The organism is Cobetia sp. UIB-001, from assembly GCF_044789135.1.
Classification (GTDB): Bacteria; Pseudomonadota; Gammaproteobacteria; order Pseudomonadales; family Halomonadaceae; genus Cobetia; species Cobetia amphilecti.
Map to the genome: position 1 here is coordinate 367,313 of NZ_CP058244.1, position 18,831 is coordinate 386,143.

Annotated in this window: 18 protein-coding genes; 12 read left to right on the plus strand and 6 right to left on the minus strand. The window is 64.3% G+C overall.

Features of this window, described 5'->3' with window-relative positions; translation table 11 throughout:
• The first annotated feature begins 143 nt into the window (after positions 1-143).
• The 4 genes from phaR (at position 144) to HA399_RS01690 (ending at position 3,707) form a co-directional block, all read left to right on the plus strand.
• Entirely contained in the window at positions 144-662 is a 519-nt protein-coding gene (gene phaR / locus HA399_RS01675; RefSeq protein ID WP_043334733.1) for a polyhydroxyalkanoate synthesis repressor PhaR, read from the plus strand.
• Between the two features lie 165 nt (positions 663-827).
• Positions 828-2,120, plus strand: a complete 1,293-nt coding sequence (gene purD, locus HA399_RS01680) for a phosphoribosylamine--glycine ligase (RefSeq protein ID WP_043334731.1) — start codon at positions 828-830, stop codon at positions 2,118-2,120.
• A 259-nt stretch (positions 2,121-2,379) separates the two neighbouring features.
• On the plus strand, positions 2,380-2,835 hold the full coding sequence (locus tag HA399_RS01685) for a thioesterase family protein (RefSeq protein ID WP_052384717.1): 456 nt from the start codon (positions 2,380-2,382) through the stop codon (positions 2,833-2,835).
• The gene (locus tag HA399_RS01690) at positions 2,835-3,707 is read left to right on the plus strand and encodes a phosphoribulokinase (protein WP_043334728.1); all 873 of its coding nucleotides are present in this window, start codon (positions 2,835-2,837) and stop codon (positions 3,705-3,707) included. Before HA399_RS01685 ends, HA399_RS01690 begins: the two co-directional genes overlap by 1 nt.
• A 34-nt stretch (positions 3,708-3,741) precedes the next feature.
• Here the strand turns inward: HA399_RS01690 and HA399_RS01695 are convergent, their stop codons facing one another.
• Entirely contained in the window at positions 3,742-4,572 is an 831-nt protein-coding gene (locus HA399_RS01695) for an RIO1 family regulatory kinase/ATPase (RefSeq protein WP_404325821.1), read from the minus strand.
• A gap of 221 nt (positions 4,573-4,793) precedes the next feature.
• On the opposite strand from HA399_RS01695, the gene HA399_RS01700 reads away from it, so the two are divergent.
• The gene (locus tag HA399_RS01700) at positions 4,794-5,135 is read left to right on the plus strand and encodes a histidine triad nucleotide-binding protein (RefSeq protein ID WP_043334727.1); all 342 of its coding nucleotides are present in this window, start codon (positions 4,794-4,796) and stop codon (positions 5,133-5,135) included.
• A gap of 260 nt (positions 5,136-5,395) precedes the next feature.
• The gene (gene coq7 / locus HA399_RS01705; protein ID WP_404326877.1) at positions 5,396-6,043 is read left to right on the plus strand and encodes a 2-polyprenyl-3-methyl-6-methoxy-1,4-benzoquinone monooxygenase; all 648 of its coding nucleotides are present in this window, start codon (positions 5,396-5,398) and stop codon (positions 6,041-6,043) included.
• A 180-nt stretch (positions 6,044-6,223) separates the two neighbouring features.
• Here coq7 and HA399_RS01710 read toward each other — a convergent pair whose 3' ends face one another.
• Both HA399_RS01710 and HA399_RS01715 read right to left on the minus strand, forming a co-directional pair.
• Positions 6,224-6,577: a hypothetical protein gene (locus HA399_RS01710; protein ID WP_052384715.1), complete on the minus strand. Its 354-nt coding sequence runs from the start codon at positions 6,575-6,577 to the stop codon at positions 6,224-6,226.
• A 336-nt stretch (positions 6,578-6,913) separates the two neighbouring features.
• Entirely contained in the window at positions 6,914-7,750 is an 837-nt protein-coding gene (locus tag HA399_RS01715) for a hypothetical protein (RefSeq protein WP_404325822.1), read from the minus strand.
• Positions 7,751-8,008: 258 nt separating this feature from the next.
• Here HA399_RS01715 and HA399_RS01720 point away from each other — a divergent pair, with 258 nt between their 5' ends.
• From HA399_RS01720 to HA399_RS01745, 6 genes are all read left to right on the plus strand, one after another.
• Positions 8,009-8,506, plus strand: a complete 498-nt coding sequence (locus tag HA399_RS01720; protein ID WP_404325824.1) for a PepSY domain-containing protein — start codon at positions 8,009-8,011, stop codon at positions 8,504-8,506.
• Between the two features lie 152 nt (positions 8,507-8,658).
• On the plus strand, positions 8,659-9,357 hold the full coding sequence (locus tag HA399_RS01725) for a winged helix-turn-helix domain-containing protein (RefSeq protein WP_404325825.1): 699 nt from the start codon (positions 8,659-8,661) through the stop codon (positions 9,355-9,357).
• Positions 9,354-10,718: a HAMP domain-containing sensor histidine kinase gene (locus HA399_RS01730; RefSeq protein WP_043334721.1), complete on the plus strand. Its 1,365-nt coding sequence runs from the start codon at positions 9,354-9,356 to the stop codon at positions 10,716-10,718. Before HA399_RS01725 ends, HA399_RS01730 begins: the two co-directional genes overlap by 4 nt.
• A 342-nt stretch (positions 10,719-11,060) precedes the next feature.
• Entirely contained in the window at positions 11,061-11,726 is a 666-nt protein-coding gene (locus HA399_RS01735; RefSeq protein ID WP_107335604.1) for an ankyrin repeat domain-containing protein, read from the plus strand.
• Between the two features lie 26 nt (positions 11,727-11,752).
• The gene (locus HA399_RS01740; protein WP_404325828.1) at positions 11,753-12,250 is read left to right on the plus strand and encodes a hypothetical protein; all 498 of its coding nucleotides are present in this window, start codon (positions 11,753-11,755) and stop codon (positions 12,248-12,250) included.
• A complete protein-coding gene (locus HA399_RS01745) occupies positions 12,247-12,786 on the plus strand; it encodes a TIGR02281 family clan AA aspartic protease (protein WP_404325829.1) in 540 nt (179 codons plus the stop codon). Before HA399_RS01740 ends, HA399_RS01745 begins: the two co-directional genes overlap by 4 nt.
• Positions 12,787-12,951: 165 nt before the next feature.
• Here HA399_RS01745 and gnd read toward each other — a convergent pair whose 3' ends face one another.
• The 3 genes from gnd to HA399_RS01760 all read right to left on the minus strand — a co-directional run bounded on the left by gnd (position 12,952) and on the right by HA399_RS01760 (position 18,535).
• The gene (gene gnd / locus HA399_RS01750; protein ID WP_043334711.1) at positions 12,952-13,935 is read right to left on the minus strand and encodes a phosphogluconate dehydrogenase (NAD(+)-dependent, decarboxylating); all 984 of its coding nucleotides are present in this window, start codon (positions 13,933-13,935) and stop codon (positions 12,952-12,954) included.
• 168 nt (positions 13,936-14,103) lie between these two features.
• Positions 14,104-15,357: a ribonucleotide-diphosphate reductase subunit beta gene (locus tag HA399_RS01755; RefSeq protein WP_043334709.1), complete on the minus strand. Its 1,254-nt coding sequence runs from the start codon at positions 15,355-15,357 to the stop codon at positions 14,104-14,106.
• 277 nt (positions 15,358-15,634) lie between these two features.
• Positions 15,635-18,535: a ribonucleoside-diphosphate reductase subunit alpha gene (locus HA399_RS01760; RefSeq protein WP_043334707.1), complete on the minus strand. Its 2,901-nt coding sequence runs from the start codon at positions 18,533-18,535 to the stop codon at positions 15,635-15,637.
• Positions 18,536-18,831 lie beyond the last annotated feature (296 nt).

Genomic DNA, 18,831 nt, shown 5'->3' on the forward strand with positions numbered 1-18,831 from the left:
GGGCGTTATTCTAGCATGTCGTGCATGCTGACCCGACGGGGACAGCGTTGGCATGGCGTCAATGGCTGACGCGTGGAGACGCCTTTTCTTGCAGTCCCCCCCCTTGAGTGCACAATGAAGAAAAATCGACAGGAGCCTGACACGTGCGAGTGATCCGCAAATATGCCAATCGGCGCCTATACGACACCGAGCAGAGCCGCTACGTGACCCTGGAAGACCTGCGCAGCCTGGTGCTGGCGGAAGAGGTCTTCAAGGTCGAGGACGCCAAGAGCGGTGAGGACCTCACGCGCACCATCCTGCTGACCATCATCATCGAGCAGGAGCAGGGCGAGGGCGAGGCCGAGGTCTTCTCCAACGAGCTGCTGGAGCAGTTCATCCGCATCTACGCGATGGCCAAGCCGCTGCCGCTGGCCGGTTATCTGGAGCAGGGCACGCGTCTGATGATGGAGCAGCAGCAGCGCATGCAGGAGCAGTGGTCCCAGGCCATGCGTCACTCGCCGATGGAAATGATGCGCGAGGTCGCCGAAGAGAACCTGCGCTTCTGGCAGCAGGCCATGGGCGCTGGCATGGGCGCTGGCAAGAATGCCTCACGCTCACAGCCGAGCGATGCGGATGCGGCGCCTGATGAGTCGGACACGCCGCCGGACGATGAGCGGCGCTGAGTGTGGCACCGTGTCAGATCCAGCTTTCACATAAATTCATCGTGATGTGAAAAGGGGCGCCCCGAGCAGGGCGCCTTTCTGCCATAATGCGCAGCCTGATATTTCCTCGGTAGCTCGCGCCATGCGGGTAGCCCTGATCCTCACTGGCTCATGAAGGTTGAAAAGATGAAGGTCCTGATCATCGGCGGCGGTGGCCGCGAACATGCGCTGGCCTGGAAGGCCGCCCAGTCATCCCGTGTCGAGGAGGTCTTCGTGGCGCCCGGCAATGCGGGTACGGCGCGCGAGTCCAAGCTGACCAATCTGGCGATTGCCGCTGACGATCTCGATGCGCTGGTCGCCTTCGCGCGTGACAACGCCATCGAGCTGACCATCGTCGGCCCGGAAGCGCCGCTGGTGATCGGCGTGGTCGATCGCTTCCGTGAAGCGGGGCTCAAGTGCTTCGGCCCGACGGCCGGTGCCGCCCAGCTGGAAGGCTCCAAGGCCTTCACCAAGGACTTCCTGGCGCGTCATGCCATCCCGACCGGCGACTACGCGACCTTCGCGGAGGTCGATGCGGCGCTTGAGTACCTGGCGGCCCATCCGGCGCCCATCGTCATCAAGGCCGATGGCCTGGCGGCAGGCAAGGGTGTCGTGGTCGCGATGAGCGACGAGGAAGCCCGCGCCGCGGTGCGTGACATGCTCGAGGACAACGCCTTCGGCGATGCCGGCGCACGCGTGGTGATCGAAGAATTCCTCGACGGCGAGGAAGCCAGCTTCATCGTGATGGTCGACGGCGAGAACGTGCTGCCGATGGCCACCAGTCAGGATCACAAGCGCGTCGGCGAAGGCGATACCGGCCCCAACACCGGCGGCATGGGGGCCTACTCTCCGGCGCCGGTGGTGACGGCTGACGTTCACCAGCGCGTGATGGACGAGATCATCCTGCCCACCGTGCGTGGCATGGCGGCCGAAGGCCATCCCTATACCGGCTTCCTGTATGCCGGTCTGATGATCGATGCCCAGGGCGCGCCGAAGATCATCGAATACAACTGCCGCTTCGGTGACCCGGAAACCCAGCCGATCATGGTGCGTCTGAAGTCCGATCTGGTCGCGCTGTGTCTGGCCGCCGAAGACGGGCGTCTCGACACCCAGACCTGCGAGTGGGATTCCCGCGCGGCGGTCGGCGTGGTGCTGGCAGCTGGCGGCTACCCGGCCAGCTACCGCAAGGGCGATGTCATCAGCGGCTTCGACGCAGCCGAAGCGACCGGCTGCAAGGTCTTCCATGCCGGCACCGCCGAGCAGGACGGCCAGGTCGTCACCAGCGGTGGTCGCGTGCTGTGCGTCACCGCACTGGGCGACAGCGTCGCGGCGGCCACCGAGCGTGCCTATGAAGGCGTCGATGCCATCAGCTGGCAGGACATGCTGGTGCGTCGCGACATCGCCTGGCGCGCCATCGCTCGCGAGCGCGGCGATAGCTGAAAGCGCTGAGTCGCACGGGCCATCGTCCCGCGACATGCCTGCTTCACGACAAGACCCGGCCTCAGGCCGGGTCTTGTCGTTGGGGTGTCTCTCGACGCCCTGAGCGCCTACGACCATCGTGTCGGGGGCTGGTCATGTCGGTGTCGGGCATGCGATAACCCTAGTCATCCTATATTCCTTCTTGAGGCAGACCGGCGTCGAAAGTTGGCGTCGCCGTCCGCCCTGAACCCTTTTCCTGTCTCGCCGACAAGGAGTCTGCATGGACCGTATCCGGCTTGAATTCCCGGTTTCCCGCCTGGTACATCGCCACCCGATGACGATTCGGGTCAGCGACATCAACTATGGCCAGCACCTGGGCCACGACAGCGTAGTCAGCCTGGCGCACGAGGCGCGGGGTCAGGCCTGGCAGGCGCTGGGCTTCCCCGAGTGGAACATCGATGGGCTGATGAGCATCGTCGCGGATCTCGCCGTGCAGTATCAGGGCGAGGGCCGGCTGGGCGACGCGCTCGTGGTGGAAACGGCCATCGACAGCGTGTCCGGCAAGGGGCTTGGCGTCCATCACCGCCTGCTGCGTGTCAGCGATGACGCGGTACTGGCGACGCTGCGCGTCGGGCTGGTGTTCGCTGGCGAGCAGGGGCTGGCGGAGCCGAGCGCGCGCGCCAGTGCCGCCATCGAGCAGGCCGTCTCAGCCATGTCGTCCCGGGTAGCCAACTGATGTCGCGGGAATATCCGATCATCGCCGTGACGGGGTCTTCCGGCGCGGGCACCACCACCGTCATGCGCACCTTCGAGCGCATGTTCTCGCGTGAGGCGATTCATGCCGCCTACGTGGATGGGGATGCCTTTCACCGTTATACCCGTGACGAGCTGGTGCGCATGTTTCAGGAGGCGCCGGAGCGCAAGCGCGAGCTGTCTCACTTCGCGGTCGAGGCCAACCAGCTGGATCGTCTGGAAGCGCTGTTCGTCGAATATGGCGAGCAGGGCTCCGGCACGCATCGTCATTACATCCATGCCGAAGACAAGCGCATGATCGAGGCCGGCTACAAGGTCGGCACCTTCACCGAATGGCAGTCGCTGCCGGACTGTACGGACCTGCTGTTCTACGAGGGGCTGCATGGCGGGCTGGTGACACCGGAGCATGACATCGCGCGTCATGTCGATCTGCTGATCGGGGTGGCGCCGACCATGAATCTGGAGTGGATCCAGAAGATCGATCGCGACACTAAGCTGCGCGGGCACTCCCAGGAAGCGGTGGTGGACACCATCCTGAGCCGCATGGATGACTACGTGCGCTACATCCAGCCGCAGTTCTCACGCACGCACATCAACTTCCAGCGCGTGCCGACGGTGGATACCTCCAACCCCTTCGAGCCGCAGGATATCCCGACGGATGCCGAGTCGATGGTCGTGATCCATTTCCGCGATCCCGGCAGTGTCGACTTCCCGTTCCTGCTCGCGATGATCCAGGGCTCGTTCATGTCGCGCCCGCATACACTGGTGGTGCCCGGCGCGCTGATGGCACTGGCCATCGAGCTGATCATCACGCCGCTGGTCAAGAGCCTGCTGGCGCAGCGGCGGTTTCGCTAGCGGGAGACATGAAGGGCTCTGGGCTCGGGCTGGCTCAGTGCTTGCGGCCCTTGAGGCGTGGCAGGATGCCTTTCTTCCAGATACGCAGGGTGCGATTCAGGCGGCCACTGCGGATCAGCAGGCGTGCCTCGCGGGTGCTCAACGGCAGGCCGAGGGTGCGTTGCTTGAGCTTCAGCGAGTGACGCAGGTCGAAGCGGCGCATCATGCGCGCAAGAGTGGCTGTGCCCGGCAGGCGCGGCAGGCGGACGGCAGAGGTGAAGTCGATCAGGACCGGCACGCCATCGCGCAGCACGACGTTGGAGCCACGGATGTCGTTGTGGGCCATCTGACGCTGATGGAGTTGCTGCACGACGAGAATCAGCTGCTGACTGAGGCGGGCATCCGTCACGTCATCCAGGGCGGCGTCACTCAGCAACGGCCCGGGGATGTACTCCATCGCCAGCGACAGCGGTGACAGGCGCGCCACGGCGCGGGGGGCGTGTGTCCAGTCGCCCAGACGCTCGAGCATCTTCAGCTCGTGGCGTACCAGCCAGCGTGCCACCAATGCCGCCGGCGTGCCGGCATAGCGGCGGTAATCCTTGCAGACCACCGGCTGGCCATTGAGGTGTGTGATATAGACCTCGGCCTTGAGAAAGCCCTTGGCACGCTGCAGGAACTCGCCCGGGGCCTGCTCGCCGTCAACACGCGCGACCCTGGGCGCGGCACGCAGTGCAGCGCGCGCCTTCTCGGCGCGCGTAGGCTCGGCGCGATCAACGGCGGGGGCGCCGACAGTGGCCGGTCGTGTCTCGCCATGAGCGCCAAGGCCGGCCTCCAGTTCGTGGTTGGCCTTGCGCAGGGAGGAATCTTGGCGAGTGAACACGGGCATGACGGGCGGCTTCTCGTTAGCGGGGTAACAATGATTATCCTACTGTTTTCCCCATTCGCCCACTGGCAGCGGTGAATCAGTCTGTTTCCCTAAAGGCGACATTGCCCTGTCCGCCAACTGGCCCGCGTTTTCCTGCGTCTGCCCTTGGCCTGTTGCCCGGCTGGCGCTACGCTGGCAGGCCACGCTGCCATGGGCAGCCCCACTTCAAGGGAGAAGGTGTCATGGACTGTCTGTTCTGCAAGATCATCAACCGCGAGATTCCCGCCGATATCGTCTATGAGGATGATGAGGTGCTGGCCTTCAATGACATCAATCCGCAGGCACCGACCCATGTGTTGATCATCCCCAAGCAGCACATCGCCACGCTCAACGATATCGAGGAGCATCAGCTGGCCACGGTAGGGCGCCTGCAGTACACCGCCGCCAGACTGGCGAAGGACTACGGTTTTGCCGAGGGCGGTTATCGCGTGGTGATGAACTGCAATGAAGATGGCGGCCAGACGGTCTATCATATTCATATGCACCTGATGGGTGGTCGCCGCTTCACATGGCCGGCTGGCTGAGCCGGCATAGAGCAGGCGCCTGTACCGGCGGTTCGCGGGCAGGTAGCGGCTAGCGATAACAAGCGCGCGGCACACAGGCGCATACCGGCAATGTCGTGAAAACGGCATTGCCGGTTTTTCATTGGGGAAGCCACGGCGCAAGGGAGCTGGTCAGGCCTCGCCCGGCGACACTCTGCCCCTTACCGTCGCGGGCTGGCTTGCGTAAGATGGCCTCATTGCTCACGCCGTGCAGGAGTCTTCCCATGCCGCATTCCAATGCCATTTCGGCGCAACGTCATCACAGCCGCGCCGATCAGTTGATCCATCAGTTCGACACCGTACTGCGTACCCTGGTGCCACATGCCGCCCAGCCGTCGCGTCCCTCTCCGGCGGGCGACATCCATGACGAAGCGCTCAGCGATGAAGAGCGCCAGCATGCCGCTGGCCTGATGCGCATCAATCACACTGGCGAGGTGTGTGCCCAGGCGCTCTATCAGGGCCAGGGGTTCACGGCGCGTCTGCCCGAGACGCGCACGCAGATGGAGCTGGCCGCCCAGGAAGAGATCGATCACCTGGCCTGGTGCGATGCACGACTCGTCGAGCTGGATGCCAACACCAGCCTGCTCAATCCGCTGTTCTACATGACGAGCTTCGCGCTCGGGGCAGCAGCGGGTGCCATCAATGACAAGGTCAGCCTCGGGTTCGTGGCCGCGACCGAAGAGCTGGTCGGCGAGCACCTGTCGAAGCACCAGCAGACGCTGCCCGAGGGTGATCAGCGTTCACGTGCCGTCCTGCGCCAGATGGAAATCGACGAAGCCCATCATGAGCAGTGGGCGCTGGAAGCCGGTGGTCATCGCTTCCCTGGGCCGCTGAAGAGCGCGATGCGCCTGATGTCCAAGGTGATGACGGCCAGCGTCTATCGGGTGTGATGGTCAGGCGCCGGAGCCTGCCTTGGCAGCTTCAGGACGCAGCAACGCAAAAGGCCGCCCCATGGGGCGGCCTTTTGCGTTTTTGGCGAACGTCGTGATGATCAATTCGAGACGATCATTGCGAATCGGCCAGTGCGAGTCGGCCAATGCGAGACGTTCAGCTGTCTCTGGCGTCAGGGCTTATTCCTTGACCTGATACTCACCGTCCAGCGTCTCGGTGCTGCTGCCGTCTTCACGCGTGGCATCACGCGAGTAGTTCTGGCGGCCACTGGCCTTGTCCTGGGCCTCCTGCATGCGCTGCTGCATCTCGCTCATGCGCTTTTTCATGCGACGGCGGATGAAGGGCAGCATGATGATGCCGAGTACCATCATCACCAGCGCCGCGAACAGGCTGAAGATCATGACCACGCCACCGATCAGCCAGGCGGCGACCAGCTTGAGGCCGGACAGGCCATTGGAGGGGCGTTGGTTGCCTGCATTGGCCTGCCATTGGCGAGCCTGGTTCCACAGAGTGTTGTGCTGTTGGCCTTGCATGTGTCTTCTCCACGATAGAGCCGGGCCGTCAGGCCGGGCGAGGATGACCCGATAGGTGAAAGTGGGTGGTCGGGGATATCGGGTCAGGAAACAGGGGTATTGCTCTCCCGGCGCAACTGGCATTCGTGCTCTGGGCCGGGGGATGGGTAAGTGGGGCTCGATGCGACGCACTTTTGCATGAGGCGCTTGATGGCATCGGGCGGCCGGTTGACTCGTTCAGCATCGAAGTTGGCATCGTTGCCGTCAAGCGGCTTCGGCGTTGATCCAGCGCTGGATGTCGGGTTCAGTCCCTGAACCACTTCAAGGCACGGCGGCTGGTCAAGCGGGTCGATCAGTTCACGGCCGGTAATCCGGATTCATGGACACGCTGGCGGCGAGGTTGAAAGCGTTGCCCGGCAGCGGCATGTTCAATGTCATCCGTTGCGGCCTGCCTTGCGCATCGCGCCCGTGAATCTGGATGGCGTGCGCAGCGACTTCGACGCTCTGTACATTCTTGATGCCGTCGACAGCGGCAAAATTCAAGGTCTGGCGCATGCTGTCGCCATCGATGGCCTTGTCGCCGGGCGCGGAATCACTCTGGCGCAGCGCTTCGCTGATGAATTCTCCATCGGCGAGATTGATGGCCAGTTCCATCTGCCACCCATTATGCCCCCAGCCCGTGAACTGAACATGATCGTCGCGGATATCCATCGTACTGAATTCCATCATGCCCTTGCGACTGGCGTGGATCATCATCTGCGTGAGCAGCTCTGGCGCGAGCCCCTGGGTAGACGCGGCGTCAGAGATATCTGTCGCAGGCTTTCCGGCTGTGCGGGTGGCGGCCGTGTCCGGCGCGCTATCCTCCGCGTCATTTCCGAGCGTGGCGTGCGCCTTGCCGTCATCTGAGTGCTCGTTGGTCGAGGTCCCATTTGAGGAGAGCCCTGCGGTCGAGAGTTCTGCCGCCGACAGCTGATGGCGCACCGGCAGGTCCTCGATGCCATTGGCATAGGCGGGAGCCGAGCCCAGCATCAGGCCGAGTGCGCTGACGCCCAGGCCGTGTCGCCAGTGCTGGACTGCGCGGCTGGCGAGCCAGAAGCGCGACGGGGCGGCGCCTGCGGCCGAGGACGGAGGCTGCCGGGATGCGGAGTCTGATTCACGAGCGGGAGCAATACGGGACGCGGCTGATGGGGACATGACACCCTCCTCAAGGATGGCTGGGCATGGCGCTCACTGTGGGCCAGGCGACCTTGCGCGACGCTGAGACGTGAATTCATCTGAGGTTCATTGCCTCCTGTCAGTCTCTGCATCACAGGGTCAGTGGTTGCTCTCGCGTTGGTCCGCGTTGTTCCAACGCAGGTTTGATTGCACATTCCGTTGCTAGATTGAGCGCCACGCGCAAGCGCCCGCCTTGGGCGCACACCAGCCCCGCCGTCATTCACGAGGTTCCTCTTCATGCAGACTCCCCACAAGGCTCAGCCAGACGCCCGTGCAGCGCGTGGCAGTCAATGGCGGCAACGCTATGTCTGGCTGTGCCTCGGGCTCGGGAGCCTGCTGGTCGGAGCACTGGCGCTGCCGCCGCATGCGCTGTGTGACAGCGAGCGCTGGCGTAGCCTGCACGATGAAGTCGCCGCCGGACGTGTCATCTCGTTGTCCGAGCTGCTCGATAGCCTCGAGCGCGACTGGCTGGGTCAGGTAGTCGAGGTGGAACTCGAAGAGACGCATGGCGAGCTGATCTACGAGGTCGAGATGCTCGGGCCGCAGGGCCAGATGGCCAGATTCACCGTGCGTGCCTCGGATGGCAGCCTGCGTGAGGTGCGCGGCGTCAATCTGGATGCCATGCGTCGCGCTGGCAGCGGTTCCTTGTCCGAGCCCCTGACCAGGCCCTTGCCCGAGACGGACGACATGTCGCTCGTGACTGACGGCGCCAATGCCGAGGTCGAGAGTCAGTAGGACGAGGCAGGCAGTGGCCAGGCCAGGCAGTGCCAGCGCAGGCTGTGACAAGGGCGCTGAGGGTGCCTGGCGGCCCTGAGGAACGGTATGCTAGTGCCATTGTCCATTGCGCCACCGGTAGAACGCCGCTTGCGTCAGGAGCCCGAGAATCGATGAAGATATTGCTGGTTGAAGATGACATGCCGTTGGCCGAAGCGCTGATGGCGCGCCTGGGGGAAGCCGATGTACTGGTCGAGCTTGCCACCACCGGGGGAGACGCCGACTTTTTGATCCAGACCGAGAGCTACGATGCCGTAGTGCTGGATCTCGGCCTGCCGGACGGTGATGGCACGCGCTGGCTGGCCCAGTGGCGGGAAGCCGGCATCGAGGTGCCGGTGCTGGTGCTCACCGCGCGCGAGCGCTGGTCTGACAAGGCCGCCGGCTTCTCTGCCGGCGCCGATGATTACGTCACCAAGCCCTTCGAGACCGCCGAGGTCATCTTCCGTCTGCGCGCCCTGGTACGTCGCTCACGCGGCCATGCCCACCCCGTGCTCAAGCTGGGCGATCTGGCCTGTGACACCCACGGCGGTACCGTCAGCCTGGCGGGGCGCCCCGTGTCGCTGACCGCCCAGGAAACGCGCCTGCTGATGCACCTGATGCACGCCGTGCCCGGTGTGGTCAGCCGTTCTGAACTGGTCGAGCATGTCTATGACCGCGACCACGAACCCGATTCCAACGTCATCGACGTGCAGATCAGCCGTCTGCGCCGCAAGCTGGGTGCCGAGCGCATCGAGACGCTGCGCGGGCGTGGCTATCGCCTGCGTGATCCGGACGCCGAGACACGGACACCGGCGGATGGCAGCGACGCATGAAGCCACTGTCCGTCGGCCGCCGCTTGCTGGGTGGCTCGCTGGTCATTGCCTTGATTGTCATGCCGTTGACCGGGCTCGGTCTGGCCTGGAGCTTCCGTGACGCCGTGACTACCGCCTTCGACCAGCGCCTGCTGTCGCTGTCGAAGGTGCTGATCGCCGCCATCCAGTTCGACCGCGAGAAGGGCCGCCCCGGCCTGACACGCTCGCTGGGCGACCCACGCTTCGATCAGGCCTATTCGGGCTGGTACTGGCAGATTTCCGATCGCAACGGCAATGTGCTGACGTCGCGCTCGCTGTGGGACCAGCGACTGCCGCCGCTGGAAGACATGGACAAGGGCGTCATCATCAGCCGTGACCTCAAGGGCCCGCGCCATCAGGTGCTGCGCTCTCTCGAGCGCGATATCCGCCTGCCCGGCCGCAACCAGCCACTGCACGTGATGGTGGCGGCCAGTCGTAGCGAGGTCGACGCCGAGGTCGCGCGCTTCGAGTGGCTGCTGGCGGGTGCGCTGGTGGCCTTGGCATCGCTTTTGGTGTGCGGCTCTGCCGCGCAGATCAGCTGGGGGCTGGCGCCACTACGGCGCCTGCGGGCTCGCCTCAAGAAGGTCGCCGACGGTGAGGCGGAGCGGCTGGAAGAGACCCGTCTGCCGCCGGAGCTGACCGAGCTGACCCGCGCCATCAATGCCGTGCTCGAGCGTGATCAGCGCTTGATCGAGCGCGGTCGCGCGGCGGCCGGCAATCTGGCGCATGCCCTCAAGACGCCGGTCAGCGTGCTCAAGGCGCAGTCCGAGCGCTTCGACGGCGAGGACCGTGCGCGGATCGACGCCGAGCTCAAACGCATCGATGAAGCCGTACGCCACCACCTGGCGCGTGCCAGTGCCGCCGGTGGCGCGCATCTCAGCGGGCGCATCAGCCTGCGTGAGGCGGCGGGGCCGGTCTTCGAGGGACTCGGGCGCTTGGCGAGCCGGCGTGGCATCACGCTCAGTCTGGCGCTGGAGGACGACGCCAGCGTGCGGGTCGACCCGCAGGATCTGCAGGAAATGGTCGGCAACCTGCTCGAGAACGCCTTGCAGTGGGCTCGTCAGCAGGTGCGCGTCAGCAGCGAGACCCGCGATGGCGGCGTGCTGTTGATCATCGAGGACGATGGCCCCGGCATGAATGAAGAAGAGGGCGCTGCCGCGCTGGGGCGTGGGGCGCGTCTTGATGAAGGGCGCTCCGGTTCCGGTCTGGGGCTGGCGATCGTCGATGATCTGATGGCGCTCTACGGGGGCGAGCTGGCACTGGAGCGCTCCAGTCTGGGCGGCCTGGCGGCACGCGTCTGGCTGCCGAGCTCCCCGCTGGTCGGGGCGCAGCCGAAGGAGTGACAGGGCGCCGCCTCGTTTATCGGCGGTCTTGTCTTGATAGCTCAGCGCTATCACAGCCATCCCGAGAGATGATTGGGCGCGGCCAGGACGACACCGTATTCTGACGGTGTCCGGCTGGCAGCCGGACGGGCTTCGTTTCTGAGTCTCGTCTGCCGCGCCCTGCGGTGATGACGAACTGGCGCTCCTTCGGGAGCGCATTTTTTTTGCCTGTCATTCGTCGCGCCATGCCTGATCGGCGATGCTCAAGGCGCCGATTGAACGCTGGCGGGGCTAACGGTCACGCTCAGGATCGCATAGGCTGTCAAAGAGTAAGCATCCGTTGCCGGGCGTCAGGAGGTGGTGATGAAGGACATGACAATGTGTGCTCAGCATGGCGATCTGGAGGGCCTGGCACAGGCATTGGCCGCTCCCGATGCGCACGAGCGAGTCAATGATGTGGATTATCGCGGGCGCTCGCCATTGCTGGTCGCGGTGCAGGCCAATCAGCCGGAGGCGGTGGAGGCTCTGCTGGCCGCCGGCGCCGACTGCGAGCAGACCGATGCCCTGCACGACACCCCCCTGCTGGCCGCGGCCGCACTCGGCTATGGCCACTGCCTGAGCCGGCTGCTGGCGCATGGCGCCTCGGCGACGGTGCTCAATCGCTTCTCTTCCACTGCGCTGATGTCGGCCAGTGAGCGTGGCCATGCCGATATCTGCCGTCAGCTGCTCGAGGAGACCGATGTCGACGTCAATCACCAGAATACGCTCGGCTGGACGGCGCTGATCGAGGCTGTGTTGCTGGGGGATGGCGGCGTTGACTATCAACGGGTCGTCGAGCAGCTGCTGGCCCACGGTGCCGACGTCAATCTGGCGGACGCCGAAGGTGTCACGCCGCTGGCGCATGCGCGCTGGCGCCAGTTCGAGGCGCTGAGCGAGAGGCTGGAAGCGGCCGGCGGACACGAGCAGGGCGTGGCCCATGACGTGAGCGACGACGTCCAGGCCCGTACTTCGACACCGCGTCGTGCATGATGGCACCGACCACAAGGAGGCATCGCATGGCGTTGACCTGGGGACTGATCATCATCGGTATCGCCTTGCTGCTGCTCGGCGGCTATCGCTGGCAGCAGGCGCAGTCCTTCGCCCGCAACAGCGCGCAGGTGATGGGCGAGGTCATCAACCACGATCGCACGCTGCACGTCGAAGGGCGTAGCCCGATCCATCTGCCCAAGGGCGGCAGGCTCAGCGAGGATGAGGCCCTGGCGATGGCGGGGCTGCCGCCGGGTGGGCGCTTCAATATCGAGTCGATCCAGTATGCGCCCGTGGTGCGCTATCAGGATCAGCGTGATGGCTGGCACGAGATCATCTCGCCGCTGGCGGTGCCCTCGCCGACACCCGCCGTGGGGGAGAGCGTGGCGCTGGTCTATCGCCTCGACGCCCCGCATGAGGCCAGCCTGCCGGGGGCGCGCGGCTGGCTGATCGGGGTGCCGTTGATTCTTGGCTTCGCACTGTGCGCCGTCGGCCTGCGTCTGCTGTTGCGGGGTGGTGGTGGATGAGTGATTCAGGGGGCGGCGCGACCCGCCGTTATGGTGTCGGCATGCTGGTGCTGTGCTGGGCGCTGATTCTCGCCATGCTGGTGTGGTGGTTTCAGGGCCAGCTTGATGAGCGCACCCGGCCCAATGCCTCGCTGGCTGGCCAGTCGCTGTCATCCGGCGAGCCACTGACCCTGTCGCGCAATCGCTCAGGGCACTTCGTGGCCCCTGGCACCATCAATGATCAACCGGTCACCTTCCTGCTCGATACCGGCGCCACCTATGTCTCGGTGTCGGAAGCGCTGGCCGAGCGCCTGCAGCTGCCACGCGGGCGGGATGCGCGCTTCACTACCGCCAATGGCGTCAGTCACGGCGCCCTGACCACACTGGATACCGTCAGCCTGGCGGGGCTCAGCCAGCGCGAGGTGCGCGGGGCCATCGTGCCGGGCATGCACGATGAGGTGGTGCTGCTGGGTATGAGTTTCCTGGGGGAGTTCGATATCAACATGCGCGGTCAGCAGATGACGCTGACGCCGGTGGATGGCGCTGGCGGCGGCTGATAATGCCAGTGGCTGACACCAAGGGCTGACACCAAGGGCTGACAGGGCTGGCAAGAAGGGCAGCTGACACTCCACCGCTCTGCCAGCAGGCCCCGCAAACGACAACGCCCCGCTCATGATCTCCATGAGCGGGGCGTTTCACGTCTGGCGTGTCAGAGCAGGTGCTCAGTCTTTCCTGGGCGGCTCGACATGGCCACCGAAGCCGAAGCGCATCGCCGACAGCAGGCGGTTGGCGTAGGTGTTTTCCTTGCGCGAGCTGAAGCGCGAGAACAGCGCATTGGCCAGCACCGGCACCGCGACACCCTGTTCGACGGCGGCATCGACGGTCCAGCGGCCTTCGCCACTGTCGGAGACGGCACCGCTGTAGTGATCCAGACGCTCATCACCGGCCAGTGCCTGGGCGGTCAGGTCGAGCAGCCAGGAAGACACCACGCTGCCACGACGCCACACCTCGGCGATATCGGCCAGATTGAGGTCGAAGCGCTGATCTTCCGGCAGGGCGTCGGAGCCCTTGCTCTGCATCAGCTCGAAGCCCTCGGCGTAGGCCTGCATCAGGCCGTACTCGATGCCGTTGTGGACCATCTTCACGTAGTGACCGGCACCGACCGGACCGGCGTGGATGTAGCCGCGCTCGGCGCGCTCATCCGGGGCGTTGCGGCCCTTGGTGCGCTCGAGATCGCCATAGCCCGGGGCGAGGGTATCGAACAGCGGCTCGAGATGCTCGAACACGGCCTTCTCGGCACCGATCATCATGCAGTAGCCGCGCTCCAGGCCCCACACGCCGCCGGAAGTGCCCACATCGACGTAGTTCAGGCCCTTCAGCTTGAGGGCCGTGGCACGGCGGATATCGTCCTTGTAGAAGGTGTTGCCGCCATCGATGATGGTGTCGCCGGCTTCCATCAGCTCGGCCAGCGTGGCGATGGTCTGCTCGGTGATCTCGCCAGCCGGCAGCATGACCCAGACGGCGCGCGGCGCCTCGAGCTGCTGAACCAGTTCCACGAGGCTATCGACGTGCGTCGCACCGTCGGCGACCAGTGACTGGGCGATTGCCGCGTCACGATCATGGGCGACCACTTCGTGGCCATTGCGCATCAAGCGACGAGCGATATTGCCGCCCATGCGGCCGAGTCCGATGATACCGAGTTGCATGTTCGTTCCTTTCACGTGAAGCCGGGGAGAGTCGGGACGGCGCGAAGCCTACCCTGTGCGGGCGCTGGACGCAAAAACGGGCCATATCAATGACATGGCCCGTTGGGGTGCTCAGCAGAGGCAGGCGTCAGTCGCGTGCCTGTCTCTGGGAGAGGGAGTGATCATCGATCAATCCCAGCTCAGGGCACCGCCGACCTGATATTCGGTGACGCGCGTCTCGAAGAAGTTCTTCTCCTTGCGCAGGTCGATGATCTCGGACATCCACGGGAACGGGTTCTTGGCGCCCGGGAACTGCTCCTTGAGGCCCAGCTGCGCGAGGCGACGGTTGCAGATGAAGTGGAGGTATTCCTCCATGATGGCCGCGTTCATGCCCAGCACGCCGCGCGGCATGGTGTCACGCGCGTATTCGATCTCGAGCTGGGTGCCTTCCAGAATCATCTGGGTGACTTCGTCCTGGAATTCGGCGGTCCACAGATGCGGATTCTCGACCTTGATCTGGTTGATCACGTCGATGCCGAAGTTCAGGTGCATGGACTCGTCACGCAGGATGTACTGGAACTGCTCTGCGACGCCGGTCATCTTGTTGCGACGACCCATGGACAGGATCTGGGAGAAGCCGCAATAGAAGAAGATGCCTTCGGTGACGGCGTAGAAGCCGATCAGGTTGCGCAGGAATTCCTGGTCCGCTTCCGGTGTACCGGTGTGGAAGTCGGCACGCGCCAGCGCCTGGGTGTGCTTGAGGCTCCAGGCGGACTTGCGCGCCACGGAGTCCACTTCACGGTACATGTTGAAGACTTCGCCTTCGTCCATGCCCAGTGACTCGATGCAGTACTGGTAGGCGTGGGTGTGGATCGCCTCTTCGAAGGCCTGACGCAGCAGGTACTGGCGGCACTCCGGGTTGGTGATGTTCTTGTAGACGGCCAGCACCAGGTTGTTGGCGACCAGCGAGTCGGCAGTGGAGAAGTAACCCAGCGAGCGCATCACGATCAGGCGCTCGTCTTCGGTCAGGCCGTCCTGGCTCTTCCACAGCGCGATGTCCGCGTTCATGTTCACTTCCTGCGGCATCCAGTGGTTCGCGGAGCCGTCGAGGTACTTCTGCCATGCCCAGTCGTACTTGAAGGGCACCAGCTGGTTGACGTCGGCGCGCGCATTGATCATGCGCTTCTCGTCGACCTGAATGCGCTGGGCACCCATTTCCAGTTCTTCCAGACCCTTGGCCACGTCGAGATCGTCCAGCGCCTGCTGGGCGCGGGCGATGCGCTCGGCATCGCTGATCGCGTAGCCTTCGCTGTTCTCGCTCGCGACGACAGCGTCAGCCGCTGGGGCAGCGGCGGGAGCTTCGGCCTGCGGCGCCGGTTTGGCCGTCGCCGGCTTCTCGGCAGCGGGGGCTTCGTCTTCGTGGAAATCGTCCCAGTTCAACATGTTGCGTTCCTCGTATTCGGTGGTGGTCACGCGGGCAGTCAGCGTGACGAAAAGGCAGGGGCGGTGCGTTCTACGACGCGAGCGCCATCGAGTGGCGTGGCTCCCACAGGGAGTCAGGCCCGGGCTTGTTTCGAGGGAATGTCAGGAGGCAGTGATTGTTGGTGGCGGCACAAGACCGAGCGGGGCTCGGTCTTGTGGATTTGCCGCAATCCGCCTGCAAGGTGTGTCCTGGCAGGCGGTGAGTCAGCGTCAGCGGACTCGGGTCTGGCGCAATCGCTTACTGACAGGCCTCACAGCCCAACTCATCGATGTTGCTGGCGGAGGGGGCGCGCTGGCCGCTCTTGCCCTGCAGGAAGTCTTCGATGCCGCGCGGTTCCGGCTTGGCTTCCGGTGCCGGGGTCGGCGCGGGAGCCGGTGCCGGAGTCGGTGCATTGCCGACGGCGTTGTGCTTGCTGCGATCGACGGTGGATTTCTCCACGGCGGTCGCACCCAGAGCACGGAGGTAATAGGTGGTCTTGAGGCCACGGAACCATGCCATGCGGTAGGTCACGTCCAGCTTCTTGCCGGACACGCCCTGGATGTACAGGTTCAGGGACTGGGCCTGATCGATCCACTTCTGACGACGCGAGGCGGCTTCGACGATCCACTTCGGCTCGACTTCGAAGGCGTTGGCGTACAGCGCCTTGAGGTCTTCCGGGATGCGCTCGATCGGCTGCACGCTGCCATCGTAGTACTTGAGGTCGTTGATCATGACCTCGTCCCACAGGCCGCGCGCCTTGAGGTCGTTGACCATGTAGGCGTTGACCACGGTGAACTCGCCAGACAGGTTCGATTTGACGAACAGGTTCTGGTAGGTCGGTTCGATGGACTGCGAGACGCCACAGATGTTGGAGATCGTCGCGGTCGGCGCGATCGCCATCACGTTGGAGTTGCGCATGCCCTGGGTGCGGACCTTCTCGCGGATGTAGTCCCAGTCCTGAGTCTGGCTTTCGTCCATCTCGATGTAGTCGGCGCCACGCTCGGTCTTGAGCTTCTCGATGGAATCGATCGGCAGGATGCCCTGACTCCACAGCGAACCGTCGAAGCTCTCGTAACGACCACGCTCGGCGGCCAGATCACTGGAAGCTTCGATGGCGTGATAGCTGACGAGTTCCATGGATTCGTCGGCGAAGGTCACGGCTTCTTCGGAGGCATAGGCGATGGACTGCGCGTAGAGCGCATCCTGGAAGCCCATGATACCGAGGCCGACCGGGCGGTGACGCATGTTGGAGCGACGCGCCTGCGGTACGGCGTAGTAGTTGATGTCGATGACGTTATCGAGCATGCGCACGGCGGTACGCACCGACTTCTTGAGCTTGTCGCCATCGAGCTTGCCGTCGATGACGTGCTGCGCCAAGTTGATCGAGCCCAGGTTGCAGACCGCGATCTCGTCCTCGGAGGTGTTGAGGGTGATCTCGGTGCACAGGTTGGACGAGTGCACGACACCGGCGTGCTGCTGCGGGCTGCGCAGGTTGCACGGGTCCTTGAAGGTGATCCACGGGTGGCCGGTCTCGAACAGCATGGAGAGCATCTTGCGCCACAGATCACGCGCCTTGACGCGCTTGAACAGCTTCAGCTGGCCCTGACGGGTCATCTCCTCGTACTGCTCGTAACGCGCCTGGAAGGCCGCGCCGTACAGGTCGTGGAGGTCCGGGCAGTCGGACGGCGAGAACAGGGTCCACTCGGTGTCATCGAAGACACGCTTCATGAACAGGTCCGGCACCCAGTTGGCGGTGTTCATGTCGTGGGTACGACGACGGTCATCACCGGTGTTCTTGCGCAGGTCGAGGAATTCCTCGACGTCCATGTGCCAGGTTTCCAGATAGGCACAGACGGCGCCCTTGCGCTTGCCACCCTGATTGACGGCAACGGCGGTGTCGTTGACGACCTTCAGGAAGGGCACGACGCCCTGGGACTTGCCGTTGGTGCCCTTGATGTAGGAGCCCAGCGCACGCACCGGCGTCCAGTCATTGCCGAGACCACCCGCCCACTTGGAGAGCATGGCGTTGTCGCGGATGGCGCCGTAGATGCCGTCGAGGGCGTCCGGCACGGTAGTCAGGTAGCAGCTGGACAGCTGGCTGCGACGGGTACCGGCGTTGAACAGCGTCGGCGTGGAAGCCATGTAGTCGAAGCTGGACAGCAGCTCGTAGAACTCGATGGCACGGCCTTCGCGGTCTTCCTCGTTCAGGGACAGGCCCATGGCGACACGCATGAACATGACCTGCGGCAGCTCATAGCGCACGTCGTTCTGGTGCAGGAAGTAGCGGTCGTACAGGGTCTGCAGGCCGAGATAGGTGAACTGGTTGTCACGCGTGTGATCGATGGCCGCGCCGAGACGCTCCAGATCGAAGGTGGCCAGTTGCTCGTCCAGCTGCTCGAAGGCGATGCCGCTCTCGATGTAGGCCTTGAAGGCGACCGGGTAGTGGTCCTTCATCTCGCCGAAGGTGGCCTCGTCAGCGACCTTGAGGAAGCTCAGGGCTTCGCGGCGCAGATTGTCCTGCAGCAGGCGAGCGGTGACGTAGGTGTAGTTCGGGTCCTTCTCGACCAGCGTACGCGCGGTCATCATCAGCGCGGTGGACACGCCATCGACCGGCACGCCGTCGTACAGATTCTTCAGGGAGTCATCGACGATCTTCTGGGCATCGACGTTGGAAAGCTCGGCGCAGGCATCGAAGACGAGGGTCTCGATACGGCCCAGATCCAGCGGACGCACGCTGCCGTCGAGGTGCGTGACGTTGATGGTCGGGTGCGGCTTGGCGATGCCGTCGCTCTGGGCGCTGCGGGCACGAGCGTGCTCATCGCGGTACAGCACATAGGCACGGGCGACCTTGTGCTCGCCGGAACGCATCAGCGCCAGCTCGACCTGATCCTGGATGTCTTCGATGTGCAGGGTGCCACCGTCAGGCATGCGACGCTGGAAGGCGTCGGTGATCTGGCTGGTCAGCTGCTGAACCAGGTCGCGGATGCGCGAGCTGGACTCGACCTGATCGCCTTCCACGGCGATGAACGCCTTGGAGAGAGCGACGGAGATCTTGCTGGCGTCGAAGGCCGCAACATCGCCATTGCGCTTGATGACGCGCAGGCGCTGGGGGGCAGTCACGTCGACTGTCGCCTGATCGGTGCTGAAAGTGGAATCCATGACGCCTTCCTGAATCGTCTGAAGGTGAATCGTTGCCCGTTAGGGCTCGAGGGCAATTCGTATCGGGGCGCAGGCTGGAAATTCCTGCCTGCGCCCGGGGATATTCTGTCGTCGTCAGCCTTGTCGTCGAGAAACTCGATCAGGCTCCGGCGGGGCAATCGGCGCCCGGGCTGAGCCTGATAGCGTTCATGAGACACGGTCCCAGCAGCCTTGCGTGACTGCCTTCCCATACGCTGATTCATGCTTTCGGGGCTTGACAATCGTCGCCATGATCTATGGGTGTCGACGTCGCCAAA

What these genes read in the sequence shown, in the direction of transcription:
- HA399_RS01715 (WP_404325822.1), bottom strand. Translation starts at nt 7,750, where the DNA reads ATGTCCCCATCAGCCGCGTCCCGTATTGCTCCCGCTCGTGAATCAGAC.
- HA399_RS01745 (WP_404325829.1), top strand. Translation starts at nt 12,247, where the DNA reads ATGAGTGATTCAGGGGGCGGCGCGACCCGCCGTTATGGTGTCGGCATG.
- HA399_RS01710 (WP_052384715.1), bottom strand. Translation starts at nt 6,577, where the DNA reads ATGCAAGGCCAACAGCACAACACTCTGTGGAACCAGGCTCGCCAATGG.
- HA399_RS01735 (WP_107335604.1), top strand. Translation starts at nt 11,061, where the DNA reads ATGAAGGACATGACAATGTGTGCTCAGCATGGCGATCTGGAGGGCCTG.
- HA399_RS01755 (WP_043334709.1), bottom strand. Translation starts at nt 15,357, where the DNA reads ATGTTGAACTGGGACGATTTCCACGAAGACGAAGCCCCCGCTGCCGAG.
- HA399_RS01740 (WP_404325828.1), top strand. Translation starts at nt 11,753, where the DNA reads ATGGCGTTGACCTGGGGACTGATCATCATCGGTATCGCCTTGCTGCTG.
- HA399_RS01720 (WP_404325824.1), top strand. Translation starts at nt 8,009, where the DNA reads ATGCAGACTCCCCACAAGGCTCAGCCAGACGCCCGTGCAGCGCGTGGC.
- HA399_RS01730 (WP_043334721.1), top strand. Translation starts at nt 9,354, where the DNA reads ATGAAGCCACTGTCCGTCGGCCGCCGCTTGCTGGGTGGCTCGCTGGTC.
- HA399_RS01760 (WP_043334707.1), bottom strand. Translation starts at nt 18,535, where the DNA reads ATGGATTCCACTTTCAGCACCGATCAGGCGACAGTCGACGTGACTGCC.
- HA399_RS01725 (WP_404325825.1), top strand. Translation starts at nt 8,659, where the DNA reads ATGAAGATATTGCTGGTTGAAGATGACATGCCGTTGGCCGAAGCGCTG.
- gnd (WP_043334711.1), bottom strand. Translation starts at nt 13,935, where the DNA reads ATGCAACTCGGTATCATCGGACTCGGCCGCATGGGCGGCAATATCGCT.
- HA399_RS01685 (WP_052384717.1), top strand. Translation starts at nt 2,380, where the DNA reads ATGGACCGTATCCGGCTTGAATTCCCGGTTTCCCGCCTGGTACATCGC.
- HA399_RS01690 (WP_043334728.1), top strand. Translation starts at nt 2,835, where the DNA reads ATGTCGCGGGAATATCCGATCATCGCCGTGACGGGGTCTTCCGGCGCG.
- HA399_RS01695 (WP_404325821.1), bottom strand. Translation starts at nt 4,572, where the DNA reads ATGCCCGTGTTCACTCGCCAAGATTCCTCCCTGCGCAAGGCCAACCAC.
- HA399_RS01700 (WP_043334727.1), top strand. Translation starts at nt 4,794, where the DNA reads ATGGACTGTCTGTTCTGCAAGATCATCAACCGCGAGATTCCCGCCGAT.
- purD (WP_043334731.1), top strand. Translation starts at nt 828, where the DNA reads ATGAAGGTCCTGATCATCGGCGGCGGTGGCCGCGAACATGCGCTGGCC.